The sequence below is a fragment of the Streptomyces sp. NPDC050416 genome (assembly GCF_044458845.1).
GTDB lineage: Bacteria > Actinomycetota > Actinomycetes > Streptomycetales > Streptomycetaceae > Streptomyces.
On the sequence record NZ_JBITII010000013.1, the window covers coordinates 249,944 to 262,353 of the forward strand.

A 12,410-nucleotide genomic window follows, 5' to 3' on the forward strand; every position below is an offset into this window, starting at 1 on the left:
CGACCGGAGGCGGCCCGGGTCCGCTAGGAACCCCGGGCTCCCTCGTGGGCCTGGGTCACCAGGTCCGTGGCGACCTCGAGGACGGCTTTGTTCTTGTCCTTGGGGTCGCCTTCCAGGTCCTGGAGCAGGAACATCCCGGCGTGCAGCGTGAAGATCGCGCTGACGCAGCGGACCTGGTCGACCAGGTCGGCCTCCGGGTCGATGATGATGTCGCGCAGACCGCGGATGCGCTCCTTGAAGGAGTCGCCGATCCGCAGCTCCCGCACCGTCGCCTGATTGTCGTGCATGAAGCGGAACAGCGGCGCGGCGCCGGTCAGGGTCTCCGCATAACGGCGGATGATCTCCTGCTTGGTGTCGAGCGTGTGCGGCTGCTGCCGCCCCCACTCGATCAGCTCCTCGATCGGCTTCGTGAGGTCCTCGAAGATGCTGACGAGGATCTCTTCCTTCGTCTTGAAGTGGTAGTAGAGCGCCGCCTTGGTGACCTCCAGGCGTTCCGCGATCTCGCGCAGCGAGGTCTTCTCGTAGCCCTGCTCCGCGAAGAGTTCGAGGGCCACGTCCTGGATGCGCTGGCGGGTGTCCCCGCGGCGCCGATGCCTGGTGCCGTCCATGGTGCCGCCCATCCTCCTACGCCGCTCCCTTTCCATAAAACTTACTTGACGCCCGGCTAGTTCCGCGGCTAGCTTCCGAGTGTAGTCACTAGCCGGTCGGCAAGTAAGTAGCGGTAGCTGGGGGAGTGGGAAAGCAATGGCGGACACGACGGACACACCGGCGGTCGGCGCCGACGCCGGGGGGAAACAGCCGAGGAGCGTGCGGGTCGTCCTGCTCGCGCTGATGATCGCGATGATGCTCGCGATGCTCGACAACATGATCATCGGTACGGCGATGCCGACCATCGTCGGTGATCTGGGCGGCCTCGAGCACCTCTCGTGGGTGGTCACCGCCTACACGCTCGCGACCGCGGCCTCCACCCCGCTGTGGGGCAAGCTCGGCGACATGTACGGCCGCAAGGGCACGTTCATGACGTCGATCGTCCTGTTCCTGATCGGCTCCGCGCTCAGCGGCATGGCCCAGAACATGGGCGAGCTGATCGGCTTCCGTGCCGTCCAGGGCCTCGGCGCCGGCGGTCTCATGGTCGGTGTCATGGCGATCATCGGAGACCTGATCCCGCCCCGGGAGCGCGGCAAGTACCAGGGCATGATGGCCGGCGTCATGGCGCTGGCGATGATCGGCGGCCCGCTGGTCGGCGGCACGATCACCGACCACTGGGGCTGGCGCTGGGCGTTCTACATCAACCTGCCGCTCGGCGTGGTCGCGCTGGTCGCCATCAGTGTGGTGCTGCACCTGCCGAAGAAGCGCTCCGAGGCGCGGATCGACTACCTGGGCGCCGCCCTGCTGACCGTCGGCATCACCGCGATCGTCCTCGTCACCACCTGGGGCGGCACGGAGTACGCCTGGAGCTCCGCGCGGATCATGGAGCTGATCGGCATCGGTGTCGCCGCGCTCGTCGGGTTCGTGTTCTGGCAGACCAGGGCGGCCGAGCCGGTGGTGCCGCTGCACATCTTCCGCAGCCGCAACTTCACGCTGATGTCGATCATCGGCTTCATCACCGGGTTCGTGATGTTCGGCGCGACGCTGTTCCTGCCGCTGTACCAGCAGTCCGTGCAGGGCGCCTCCGCGACGAACTCCGGGCTGCTGCTCCTGCCGATGCTCGGCGCGATGCTGGTGACCTCGATGGTCGCCGGCCGGGTCACCACGAACACCGGCCGGTACAAGGTGTTCCCGATCCTCGGCAGCGTCCTGATGACCGTCGGTCTGTATCTGCTGTCCACGATGGACACGGGGACCTCGCGGTTCACGTCCGGTGTCTTCATGGCCGTGGTCGGCTTCGGCATGGGCTGCCTGATGCAGATCACCATGCTGGTCGCGCAGAACAGCGTGGAGATGAAGGACATGGGCGTCGCGTCCTCGTCGACCACCCTCTTCCGCACCCTCGGCTCCTCCTTCGGCGTCGCGATCATGGGCGCGCTGTTCAACAACCGCGTCCAGGACGTCATGGCCGAGCGGGGCGGTGCGCTGGGATCCAAGGTCACCGAGCAGTCGGCGCAGCTCGACGCCAAGGGCCTGGAGAAGCTTCCGGTACTGGTCCGGGAGGCGTACCAGCACGCGGTGTCGGCCGGCACGCACTCGGCGTTCCTGCTGGGAGCCGTGGTGGCGGTGGTCGCCCTGGCGGCGGCCGTGTTCGTCAAGGAGGTCCCGCTCAAGGGGGCCGGCCCGAAGACGGACGACGAGCCGGACGCCCCGGCGGCGCAGCCGTCCGTGGCGGAGACCGTCTGACCGGACCGCATGACGAAGGCTCCCGGGGGTGGAGAACCCCGGGAGCCTTCGTCATGCGGTCCGGTCGCACAGGCCTCGCTGTCAGACCCTCGTGCCACCATCGGATCCATGGACAAGATGCGGCAGGTGCGCCTCGCCAAGGACGCCATGGACCGGGACTGGGCCGATCCGGGCCTGGACCTGGGCGCCGTGGCCGCCCACGCCGGGTACTCGCGGTATCACTTCATCCGCGCCTTCAAGGAGGCGTACGGCGAGACTCCCGGGCAGTACCTCACGCACCGCCGCATAGAACGCGCCGAGGACCTGCTGCGTACGGCGAACCTCTCGGTGACGGAGATCTGCCACCTGGTCGGCTTCAGCAGTGTCGGCACGTTCTCGGCCCGGTTCAAGGCGTGGACCGGCCTGACGCCCAGCGAGTACCGGACGAAGCACGTGGGCCGCGGAGCGGCACTCATACCGGGCTGCTACGCCATGCTGTGGGCCGGCGGCTTCCGGCCGGCGCCCGCCCCGGGGCAACAGCGCAATTCCGGAGAAGCGGGCTGACACCCCCGCTGCCTACCGTGGCGGGGCAGGCACGAACCGGCCGCCGACCAGCAGGAGCACACCATGATCAAGGGTCTCGCCATCTCGACCGTCTGGGTCCTCGACCAGGACCGGGCCAAGGAGTTCTACACCGAGAAACTGGGCCTGGAGGTCCGTACGGACATGACCATGGGGGAGGGCGGCATGCGCTGGCTCACCGTCGGCTCGCCGAACCAGCCCGACGTCGAGCTCACGCTGATGGTGCCCGGCGGGCCCGCGATGGACCCCGAGTCCGCCGAGATGCTCCGGAAGCTGGTGTCGAAGGGCGCGCTCGGCGCCGGCGTGCTGACCACCGACGACATCCACGGCGACTACAAGAAGCTCAAGGACCGGGGCGTGGAGTTCCTCCAGGAGCCGCAGGAGCGCCCGTACGGCACGGAGGCGCTGTTCCGCGACGACTCCGGCAACTGGTTCTCCTTCACGCAGCCCCGGGAGGGCGGCCTCGACCTCGACCAGGACTGGACCTGCTGACCACGCTGGGGACTTTGGGGACGCCCCCTAGGGCAGCATCGGATAACTCCCCGTGTTCGTCGGCGCGTGCTCCGGCAGCCACAGCACCGCCACCGCGCCCTCGGCCGGTACGCCCTCCGGCGCGCCCGGCGTGCGTACGTTCCGGAAGGTCAGCCGGGCGCCCATCACCCGGGCCTGCCCGGCCGCGATGGTCAGGCCGAGGCCGTGGCCGTGCCCGGCCCGATCCTTGCTGCCGGTGCGGAAGCGGCTCGGCCCCTCGGCGAGCAGGTCCTCGGGGAAGCCGGGCCCGTGGTCGCGGACGCGGATGACCCGGCCCTCGACGGTGACCTCGATGGGCGGCTTGCCGTGCCGGGCCGCGTTGGCGAGCAGGTTGAACAGCACCCGTTCCAGGCGCCGCGGGTCGGTGGTGACCTCCGACTCGTGCACGATCCGCACCTGGACGTCCGGGTCCTTCGCCGCCACCCGCCGGGCGACGAACTCACCCAGCATGAGGTCCTGGAGCTCCGCCCGCTCGGAGGCCCCGTCCAGCCGGGCCACCTCCAGTACGTCCTCCACGAGCGTGCGCATCGCCTTCGCCCGGTCCAGCACCAGCTCGGTCGGGCGGCCGGGCGGCAGCAGTTCGGCGGCGGTCAGCAGCCCGGTCACCGGCGTGCGCAGCTCGTGCGCGATGTCGGCGGTGACCCGCCGCTCGGCCTCGATCCGCTGCCGCAACGTGTCCGCCATGGCGTCCACCGCGCTCGCCAGGTCGTCGGTCTCGTCCCGGACGACCCCGCCCATGGCGTCCCGCACGCGCACGTCCGTCTCGCCGCCCGCGAGCTGACTGGCCGCGACGGCCGCCTTGCGCAGCCGCCGCGAGAGGTGCCCGCCGATGAGAACGCCGAGCGCGCTGCCGCCGAGGACCACCGCGATGGAGCCGATGAGCAGGGCCTGGTCGAGGTCCTGGAGGATGTCCGAGCTGCGGTCGGTGAAGCCCGAGTGCAGGGACATGACATGCCCGTTCTTCAGCGGCACGGCGGCCCATATGTCGGGCACGTCACCGGGCCGGTCCGCCACGTACGTCGCCCGTTGGCCCGCCTCCACCCGGTCCCGCAGCGCCGGCGGCAGGTTCGGATCGTCGATCTTGGCGTTGGGGAAGTTCATCCGCCCCGACAGCTCGAAGTTGCGCTGGGCGATCAAGATGCGCTCGTCGGCCAGGTCACGCGCGTTGTCCAGCATCGACACCCGGGCGGCGTTGTGCACGACCAGGCTCAGCGCGACCGCCACCAGCGCCCCGACCAGTGCGATGGCCGCGCTCAGCTTCCATCTGAGGCCCGTGCGGATGCCCGCGCGCTCCAAGCCCGTGGCGACCAGGCGCCGGAAGTGCCCCCTCATAACCCTGCTCAGGCCTTCAACTTGTAGCCGAAGCCACGGACCGTCTCGATGCGGTCCTGGCCGATCTTCTGCCGCAGCCGCTGCACGTGCACATCGACGACGCGGGTGTCCCCGCCCCAGCCGTAGTCCCACACCCGCTCCAGCAGCTTGTCGCGGGAAAGCACCGTGCCCGGCGTCGTGGAGAACTCCAGCAGCAGCCGCATCTCGGTCGGCGTCAGCGCCACCGGCTGCCCGGCCCGGCGGACCTCCATGCCCTCCGTGTCGACCTCCAGGTCCCCGAAGGTCAGCACCCCGCCGCCGGCCGGGGAGGCCGGCTCCTCCGTCCGGCCGCCGCCCGCGTGCCCGAACCGGCGCAGCACCGCGCGGATCCGGGCCACCAGCACGGCACCGTCGAACGGCTTGGTCACATAGTCGTCGGCACCCGCCTCCAGGCCCAGCACGACGTCGATGGAGTCGGCCCGCGCCGACAGCATGATGACCGGCACGGTCGACTCGTCCCGGATACGGCGGCACAGACTGACCCCGTCCAGGCCGGGAACCATGACGTCCAGCAGCGCGATGTCCGGGCGGTCCGCCCGGAACGCCTCCAGGCCCGACAGCCCGTCGGGCATGGCGGTGACCACGAAGCCGTCCCGTTCCAGGGCGAGCTGCGTGGCCTCACGGATGACGTCGTCGTCCTCGACGAACAGGACGTGGGTCTGGTCTGCCATCCCGGTGCTCTCAGTCCTCGTGTGGTTCGTGGGGTGCGTTCTGCCGCGTTCCCTCTGGGGGACGCGAGATCCACGTGATGCGTTCACCGGTGGATCGGTCCGAGCGGCCCGATCGGTTCACACGCGCCGCGCCCACGTCAGCTCGCGGGCTCCGGCGTGGGGGTTTCGCCGACGACCTTCCCGTAGTCGTTGTGCGTGCGGTACTCCTCGTCGAACCGGCCGGAGGTCCATCTGTATGTGATCACGTTCTCCCCGGAGGGGCTCGACACCGGGTCGCCCTTCTCGTACACCTGCTTGGTCACGACCAGGTCGCCGCGGTCGATCTCCGCGTAGACCGGGGGCTCCTCGGCCTTGAACACATTCTTGTACGAGCCGTCCTGCTCGCGGTACACGTAACTGCCCACACCCACAGCGTCACCGCAGCTCAGGACGTTGACGACGACGTCGTCGCCCGATCCGCCGGTGAGGTTGCCGTAGGACACGTCGACGGGGTACTCGTCGGCGACGCACGGCTTCAGCTCGCGCTTCACCTCGGGGGAGACCTTCGGGTCGTCCTTGACGAGCCGGACCGCGTCGACCGCGTCGGGCGTCTTCGACGGCACGGCGGACGGCGTGGCCGCGGCGGCGCCCGCCACCGAGTCGGAGTGCGCCGGGCCCTCGTCGCGGGCGCCGGTGCCGCCCGCGCCGCACGCGGACACGAAAAGGCCGAGGGCGGCGAGCACGGCCAGCGCCGTACTCACCGCCTGGATGCTGGCCCGGGGCCGTGCAGACCCCTCGCCGGTCAGGCCGCGCACCGCTCCCGCTCCTCACGCTCCAGCGCGCGTGCGTCCAGGTCGCGGGACTCCAGCTCCTCGCGGAGCCGGGCGAGCGCCCGGTGCAGCGTGCTCTTGACCGTTCCGGCCGACATGCCGAGGGCGGCGGCCGTCTCCTCCGTGGACATCTGCTCCCAGTGTCGCAGGACGACGACACTGCGCTGCTTCGGGGCGAGCACCTTCAGGACGTCCATCAGCAGGGCGCGGTCCGCGTGCTGCTCGGTGGAGTCGTCGACCGAGGCGTCCGGGAGCTGCTCGGTCGGCACCTCCTCCAGCTTGCGGGCCCGCCACCACTCCGTCCGCGTGTTGATCATCACCCGGCGCAGGTAGGCGTCGGCCAGCCGCTTGTCCTCGATGGTCTCCCAGCGGCCGTACGTGCGGACCAGCGCGGTCTGCAGCAGGTCCTGCGCGTCCGTCGGGTCCGGCACCAGGCGGCGGGCACTGCGCAGCAGCGCGTCCTGCCGCGTGCGGACGTACTCCTCGAACTCGAGCACCTCGCCCTGCGCCATGGTGAACCGCCTCCCGTTTCCCCGTTGCGGCCGGCTTCCCGCCGTCCGTGCACTGCCTGTGTTCCTTGGTCGTCCCGTGTCTTCCGGGAACGGAACCGAAGGTACGGAGGCGTTGTCACGGCACTGTCCGAAGCAGCCTTCGGCTAGCACTCGGCTGTCCGTCGGTTGTGTAACGGCCGTGGGAACGGGGAAAAGCGGTGGGCGCGTTGGGGTGGGTTCGGGGTGATTTGTCCACCCGGATGACTGTGACAGTCGACGACGCGCGGCTGTGACGTGTCTGTACGTCAGGTCAGCGGCAGCCGGTACAGCCCGTCCGCCAGCGGCTCCACCAGACCGTCGGCGACGAGGCCGTCCAGGGCGCGAGCCCGCTGCACCGGCTCGTGCCACACCCGGTCCAGCGCCGCCTGCGGGACCGGACCGTGGGCCTCCCGCAGCACGGCGAGCAGCCGCCCGCGCACCTGCCGGTCGGTGCCCGCGTACGTCTGACCGCGACGCGGCGGCCCGTCGTGCTCCGGCTTGCCCGCCAGCCGCCAGGCGCACTGCGCGGCGATCGGGCAGCGGTGACACGACTCGCTCTTCGCCGTGCACACCAGCGCCCCCAGCTCCATGGAGGCGGCGGCCCAGCGGGCGGCGGTCGGCTCGTCCTCGGGCAGCAAGGCGCGGGCGAGTCTGCGCTCGGCGGCGGTGGTGGCGTTCGGCGGGTACTGCACGCCGGTGACCGCGCGGGCGAAGACCCGGCGCACGTTGGTGTCCAGCACCGCGTGCCGCTGCCCGTAGGCGAAGGAGGCGACGGCGGCGGCCGTGTACTCGCCGATGCCGGGCAGCGCCAGCAACTGGGCGTGGTCGGCGGGTACGTCACCGCCGTGCCGTTCCGTTATCGCGACGGCGGCGCCGTGCAGCCTGAGGGCGCGGCGCGGGTAGCCGAGCCGGCCCCAGGCGCGGACCGCCTCGCCCGGCGCCTCCTTGGCCAGGTCGGCGGGGCGCGGCCAGCGGGCCAGCCACTGCTCGTAGACGGGCAGGACGCGGTTCACCGGCGTCTGCTGGAGCATGAACTCACTGACCATCACCCCCCACGCCCCCGCCTCGGGGCGCCGCCACGGCAGGTCACGGGCGTTCTCGTCGAACCAGTCGATGACGGGGGCGTGCAGGCTCTCGCCGGAGGGCGAGCCGGAGGGCGAGCCGGAGGCGGGGTCGGCGGGGCTGGTGTGCGGGGGCTTCGTGGGAGCAGTCATGGCCATTCGATCCTGCCACGCGGGAGCCGCGATCCGGGCACACCACCACCCAGGAGGGACAGGCGTACCAGTCAAGAGGGACAGGCGTACCTGACGATCGGCAGCAGTGCCGCCCTGCCGCCCGCCTATAGCGTCGGGCGCATGGAACGTCCTCGTCCCGCCCGGCTCGCCGGATACGTCCTGCTCTGGGCGGCTCTCGCCGTGCCGGCGCTCACGGCGGACCGGCTCGGGCTGAACGAGCCGCGTCCGGCCTGGCAGCAGGCGGCCGGCGTGGCGGTGCTGGCGGTCGCCGCCGCCCTGTCCCGGCGGCTGCCGCTCGCGGCCTTCGGGCTGGTGGCCGCCCTGAGCCTCACCGCGGCACCGGCCATGTTCACCGTCTCCTACGGCCCCGCCCTCGGCGTGCTCGCGCTGCTGCTCGGGCTGCGGGCGGGACGGGCGCGCCCCGCGGTGCTGTGCTTCGCGGCCGTCGGCTGCGCCGGCACGGCCCGGATCGTGCTCGTCGGCGTCGACCCGGCCCCCGAGTGGCTCGTCATGACGGGCACGCTGCTCTTCGGCTGCGTCTTCCCCTGGCTCGGCGGTCGCTACTGGCGGCAGAGCCGCGAGCTGGCCGCGGCGGGCTGGCTGCGCGCCGCCCGGCTGGAGGACGAGGCCCGCTTCGCCGAGGAACGTGCCCGGCTGCGCGAACGGGCCCGGATCGCCCAGGACATGCACGACTCCCTCGGCCACGAGCTGAGCCTCATCGCCCTGCGCGCGGGCGCCCTCCAGGTCGCCCCCGGACTCGCCGGCGAGCACCGGAGCGCGGCGGCCGACCTGCGCGCGGCCGCCGCCGACGCCACGGACCGGCTGCACCGCATCATCGGCGTCCTGCGCGAGGACGACGACGAGCCCGCGCCGCTGGCCCCGGCGGGCGAGACCCTGGAGCAACTCGTCGCCCGCGCAGCGGAGTCGGGCCTGCCGGTGCGCTGGCAGCCCGCCGGGCCGGACGGCACGGCCGCCGAGCCCGGCGGGGTCGCCGAACGGCTGCTGCACCGCGTGGTCCGGGAGGCGCTGACCAACGCGGCACGGCACGCACCGGGCGCTCCCGTGACCGTGGCGCTGACGGGACGGGCCGCGGGGACGGGACGGTCCGCGGGGGTGTCTGTCACCATCACCAACGGCCCGCCCACCCAGGAGAGTTCCCGCCCCACGGGCGGCGGTACGGGCCTGCTCGGGCTGCGGGCCGCGGTGACCTCCGTGGGCGGCACGTTCGAGGCCGGACCGCACGAGGAGGGGTTCCGGGTGTCGGCGTACGTGCCCGACGCCCCCGAGCAGCAGGCCGGCGCCGAGCCCCCGGGCCCCGCGCCCTTCCGGCACGCCCGCCGCCGTGTCGCCGCCGGCCTCGGCACCGCGGCCGGCGTGGGCGTCGTTCTGGTCGGCGTGGCGTTCGGCTGGTACGCGTACGCGGAGAAGCACTCGGTGCTCGAACCCGCCGCGTACGCGAAACTGCGCCTGGGCACCCCGGTGGCCGAGGTCGAACATCTGCTGCCCGAGCGCGACGTGAACGACCCGCCCGACGACCGGGCCCCCGCCCCACCCGGGAGAGCCGACTGCCGCTACTACCGGGCGAGCGGCGAACTGTTCGTCTCCGTCGACCACTTCAGACTGTGCTTCGCCGCCGGCCGACTGGTCGCCAAGGACGTGGTCCCGCGCATCGGTCTGCCCGGCGAAGGCCGCGAGGAATACGAGGAGTTCTCACAGTGATCCGCGTTCTGCTGGCCGACGACGAGGCCATGGTCCGGGCCGGGGTACGCGCCATCCTGGGCAGCAGCGGCGTGACGGACGTCGTCGCCGAGGCGGGCGACGGCCGCGAGGCGGTCGAGCTGGCCCGAGCACACCGCCCGGACGTCGCCCTGCTCGACATCCGCATGCCCCGCCTGGACGGCCTCACCGCGGCGGAGGAGATCGTACGGACCGTGCCCGGCACGGCCGTCGCGATGCTCACCACCTTCTCGGAGGGCGCCTACGTGACCCGCGCCCTCGGCGGCGGCGCCACCGGCTTCCTGCTGAAGTCCGGGGACCCGTACGAACTCATCGCGGGTGTACGGGCGGTGGCCGCCGGCGCCGCGTTCCTCTCACCCAAGGTGGCGCGGTACGTCATCGACGAGGGCCTCGGCGGCGGCCGGCTCACCCGTGAGGCACAGGCACGCGCGCGCGTGGCCGTGCTGAGCCCCCGCGAGCGCGAGGTGCTCGGCCTGGTCGGCGCGGGCCTGTCCAACCCGGAGATCGCCGCCCGGTTGCACCTCGTCGAGGGCACGGTGAAGGCGTACGTGAGCGCCGTCCTGGACCGGCTGGGCGTACGCAACCGTGTGCAGGCGGCGATCGTGGCGTACGAGGCGGGGCTCGTGGAGGCGTGACGACCGGAGAGGCGCGCGACGATCGCAGAGGCGCGATCCGGCCGGAGAGGCGCGCGACGACCGGAGCGGTACGCCGGCGGGGGCGCGTACCGGCCCGGTGATGCGCGTGCCGACCGCCTCAGCGCCGCGCGTGCGAGCCGTACGACCTGACGGGCGCCGCGCCCGGCCCGGTGAACCACCGCACGGCCGGCGCCGACGAGGTGCGCAGCGCCTCGGCCAGCCGCGTCGCCGGGCCCCTGCCCAGCCGTACGGCGACGAGGGCCACGAGCGTGCCCAGCACCAACCCCGCGAGGACGTCGTGCGGATAGTGCACGCCGACGAAGACCCGGGAGAAGGCCATGAGCAGGGCGAGCGGGGCCGTCACCCACAGCAGCGCGCGCCGGACCAGCGCGAGGGCGACCGCCGCCGCGCCCGCGATCGTGGCGTGGTTGGACGGGAAGGACCAGTCGCCGTGCGGCGGGCACGCGGCGAGGGACGCGGCCGCACCGGCGACCGCCCGGCACGGACGCTCCTCCGTGACCGCGGACTTGAGCACCTCGCTGCACACGTACGCCACGGCCGTGGCCACAGGTGCCAGGGCCGCGAGCGCGAACGCGTGGGGAGTGCCGCGGCGGGCCCGCCACCAGGCCGTGGCGAACAGCGCGACGAAGACCAGCAGTCCGGCCTCCGTCCATATACCGGCCCCGTGCTGTACCCACATCGGGGTGTCACGGGCGAAGTCGGTGATGTCGCGGTAGAGCGCGCTGTCCTCGAAGTTCATGGTCACGGACGGTAGGCGGCAGGCCGGTACCGTCACACCCAGCGATCGTCGCGTCCCGAACCTGACGAAAGACAGGGGTGGCCTCCGGGATTCCGAGATGATGATCCGGAAAAGTTGTGGCCCCGAGCGGCGGGTGGGACAGGCGAACGCGCCGATCTCTCGTAAGGTTTGCGCCGTGGGATCTCTGCGCAATCCGGTCGGGCCGCTTCCCTCCTCCATCTACTGGCGTCGGAGGGTCGTACTGGTGTCTGTGGTCGCCCTGTTGGCGCTTCTGATCACCTGGATCGTGACCATGGGCGGCGGAGGCGGCAAGGACGGCGACAACGGCGCCAACGGCAAGAATCCCTCGCCCTCCACCATCACGCCCGGCCCGTCGAGTTCGGGCCCGGCCATCAGCCAAGCGCCCGGCGGACGCGACGAGTCGGGCGACGAGGGCTCCGGCGGCTCGTCGTCCGGGGGCGGCTCGGGTGACGGCTCCGGGGAAGGTTCCGGCTCGGGCTCCGGCGGCGGTTCCGGCGCGGGCGGCTCCGGAGGCGCGGGCGGTGCCGGCGGTTCCGGTGGCGATACGGCGGTGGGCGGCGTCGGCGTCGGCGTGGGCGACACCCTGCCGGCCGGTTCCACGCTGCCCAACTGCACCGCCAGCGTGGTCAAGTTCAGCCTGCGCAGCCGGCACAACACCTACGACCCCGAGCAGAGGCCTACGTTCCTGCTGACCGCGCGGAACGTCTCCGGCAGCGACTGCAAGATCGATCTCGGGCCGAAGAACGCGGTGTTCACGATCACCCCGGCGAGCTCCGACGACGACTACTGGTCCTCCGAGGACTGCCCCAAGGCCGCCGCGCACCAGCTGTACCGGGTGCCCGCGGGCAGCGGCATCACCTACACCGTGAACTGGGACCGCAAGCCGAGCGCCCCCGAGTGCGCCACGCCTCCGGCGGGCTCGGCCGGGCCGGGCACGTACCTGGTGGAAGCCAAGGCTCCGGGCTTCGCGAAGGTGCAGACGTCGTTCGTGCTGTCGGCCGACTAGGGTGCCTGTTGCGAAAGCGGCGTCGTCGCCCGAAGGGCGGCCGCGCGGCGTCCGGTGCGGCGAGAGTGCGTGCCGGGCGTCGCGCGGCAGGCGGCACTTTCGCAACAGGCCCTAAGCTTGTTCTTTATCTACCAAGATCTTCCGGGCTTGCCGATGGCCTTGAGGGTCTCGGGGCGTTTGACGGTCTTGCCGACGTCGTAGCGGGGTGC

At 72.1% G+C, this 12,410-nt stretch carries 13 protein-coding genes; 6 read left to right on the forward strand and 7 right to left on the reverse strand.

The annotated features are described in order from the left end of the window. Positions 1-23: 23 nt before the first annotated feature. Entirely contained in the window at positions 24-620 is a 597-nt protein-coding gene (locus tag ACIBL4_RS34270) for a TetR/AcrR family transcriptional regulator (protein WP_399415668.1), read from the reverse strand. Between the two features lie 124 nt (positions 621-744). Here ACIBL4_RS34270 and ACIBL4_RS34275 point away from each other — a divergent pair, with 124 nt between their 5' ends. The 3 genes from ACIBL4_RS34275 (at position 745) to ACIBL4_RS34285 (ending at position 3,387) form a co-directional block, all read left to right on the forward strand. Beyond that, on the forward strand, positions 745-2,334 hold the full coding sequence (locus tag ACIBL4_RS34275; RefSeq protein ID WP_399415669.1) for an MDR family MFS transporter: 1,590 nt from the start codon (positions 745-747) through the stop codon (positions 2,332-2,334). Between the two features lie 117 nt (positions 2,335-2,451). Further along, positions 2,452-2,877, forward strand: coding sequence for a helix-turn-helix transcriptional regulator (locus ACIBL4_RS34280; protein WP_399415692.1), 426 nt, complete (start codon positions 2,452-2,454; stop codon positions 2,875-2,877). 63 nt (positions 2,878-2,940) lie between these two features. Then, complete coding sequence (locus ACIBL4_RS34285) at positions 2,941-3,387, forward strand: VOC family protein (protein ID WP_399415670.1); 447 nt, start codon at positions 2,941-2,943, stop codon at positions 3,385-3,387. 27 nt (positions 3,388-3,414) lie between these two features. Here ACIBL4_RS34285 and cseC read toward each other — a convergent pair whose 3' ends face one another. The 5 genes from cseC to ACIBL4_RS34310 form a co-directional block, all read right to left on the reverse strand. Continuing rightward, positions 3,415-4,758 carry a two-component system sensor histidine kinase CseC gene (gene cseC / locus ACIBL4_RS34290; protein WP_399415671.1) on the reverse strand — a complete coding sequence of 448 codons (1,344 nt, stop codon included), beginning with the start codon at positions 4,756-4,758 and terminating at the stop codon, positions 3,415-3,417. 8 nt (positions 4,759-4,766) lie between these two features. Then, positions 4,767-5,468 (reverse strand): two-component system response regulator CseB, encoded by a 702-nt coding sequence (cseB, locus tag ACIBL4_RS34295; RefSeq protein WP_356922584.1) that lies wholly within the window; start codon positions 5,466-5,468, stop codon positions 4,767-4,769. A gap of 137 nt (positions 5,469-5,605) precedes the next feature. Beyond that, entirely contained in the window at positions 5,606-6,262 is a 657-nt protein-coding gene (locus ACIBL4_RS34300; protein ID WP_399415673.1) for a hypothetical protein, read from the reverse strand. Next, positions 6,250-6,789 carry a SigE family RNA polymerase sigma factor gene (locus ACIBL4_RS34305; protein ID WP_010048809.1) on the reverse strand — a complete coding sequence of 180 codons (540 nt, stop codon included), beginning with the start codon at positions 6,787-6,789 and terminating at the stop codon, positions 6,250-6,252. Before ACIBL4_RS34305 ends, ACIBL4_RS34300 begins: the two co-directional genes overlap by 13 nt. Before the next feature lie 284 nt (positions 6,790-7,073). Beyond that, complete coding sequence (locus ACIBL4_RS34310) at positions 7,074-8,021, reverse strand: A/G-specific adenine glycosylase (protein ID WP_399415674.1); 948 nt, start codon at positions 8,019-8,021, stop codon at positions 7,074-7,076. A 141-nt stretch (positions 8,022-8,162) separates the two neighbouring features. Here ACIBL4_RS34310 and ACIBL4_RS34315 point away from each other — a divergent pair, with 141 nt between their 5' ends. Then, positions 8,163-9,761 (forward strand): sensor histidine kinase, encoded by a 1,599-nt coding sequence (locus tag ACIBL4_RS34315; protein WP_399415675.1) that lies wholly within the window; start codon positions 8,163-8,165, stop codon positions 9,759-9,761. Further along, positions 9,758-10,414: a response regulator transcription factor gene (locus ACIBL4_RS34320; protein WP_086564618.1), complete on the forward strand. Its 657-nt coding sequence runs from the start codon at positions 9,758-9,760 to the stop codon at positions 10,412-10,414. The genes ACIBL4_RS34315 and ACIBL4_RS34320 overlap by 4 nt, the downstream gene beginning before the upstream one ends. 118 nt (positions 10,415-10,532) lie before the next feature. Here ACIBL4_RS34320 and ACIBL4_RS34325 read toward each other — a convergent pair whose 3' ends face one another. After that, positions 10,533-11,174 (reverse strand): phosphatase PAP2 family protein, encoded by a 642-nt coding sequence (locus ACIBL4_RS34325; RefSeq protein ID WP_399415676.1) that lies wholly within the window; start codon positions 11,172-11,174, stop codon positions 10,533-10,535. Between the two features lie 175 nt (positions 11,175-11,349). On the opposite strand from ACIBL4_RS34325, the gene ACIBL4_RS34330 reads away from it, so the two are divergent. Next, on the forward strand, positions 11,350-12,201 hold the full coding sequence (locus ACIBL4_RS34330) for a hypothetical protein (protein ID WP_399415677.1): 852 nt from the start codon (positions 11,350-11,352) through the stop codon (positions 12,199-12,201). Positions 12,202-12,410: the final 209 nt, after the last annotated feature.

What these genes read in the sequence shown, in the direction of transcription:
- ACIBL4_RS34270 (WP_399415668.1), bottom strand. Translation starts at nt 620, where the DNA reads ATGGGCGGCACCATGGACGGCACCAGGCATCGGCGCCGCGGGGACACC.
- ACIBL4_RS34275 (WP_399415669.1), top strand. Translation starts at nt 745, where the DNA reads ATGGCGGACACGACGGACACACCGGCGGTCGGCGCCGACGCCGGGGGG.
- ACIBL4_RS34280 (WP_399415692.1), top strand. Translation starts at nt 2,452, where the DNA reads ATGCGGCAGGTGCGCCTCGCCAAGGACGCCATGGACCGGGACTGGGCC.
- ACIBL4_RS34285 (WP_399415670.1), top strand. Translation starts at nt 2,941, where the DNA reads ATGATCAAGGGTCTCGCCATCTCGACCGTCTGGGTCCTCGACCAGGAC.
- cseC (WP_399415671.1), bottom strand. Translation starts at nt 4,758, where the DNA reads ATGAGGGGGCACTTCCGGCGCCTGGTCGCCACGGGCTTGGAGCGCGCG.
- cseB (WP_356922584.1), bottom strand. Translation starts at nt 5,468, where the DNA reads ATGGCAGACCAGACCCACGTCCTGTTCGTCGAGGACGACGACGTCATC.
- ACIBL4_RS34305 (WP_010048809.1), bottom strand. Translation starts at nt 6,789, where the DNA reads ATGGCGCAGGGCGAGGTGCTCGAGTTCGAGGAGTACGTCCGCACGCGG.
- ACIBL4_RS34310 (WP_399415674.1), bottom strand. Translation starts at nt 8,021, where the DNA reads ATGACTGCTCCCACGAAGCCCCCGCACACCAGCCCCGCCGACCCCGCC.
- ACIBL4_RS34315 (WP_399415675.1), top strand. Translation starts at nt 8,163, where the DNA reads ATGGAACGTCCTCGTCCCGCCCGGCTCGCCGGATACGTCCTGCTCTGG.
- ACIBL4_RS34325 (WP_399415676.1), bottom strand. Translation starts at nt 11,174, where the DNA reads ATGAACTTCGAGGACAGCGCGCTCTACCGCGACATCACCGACTTCGCC.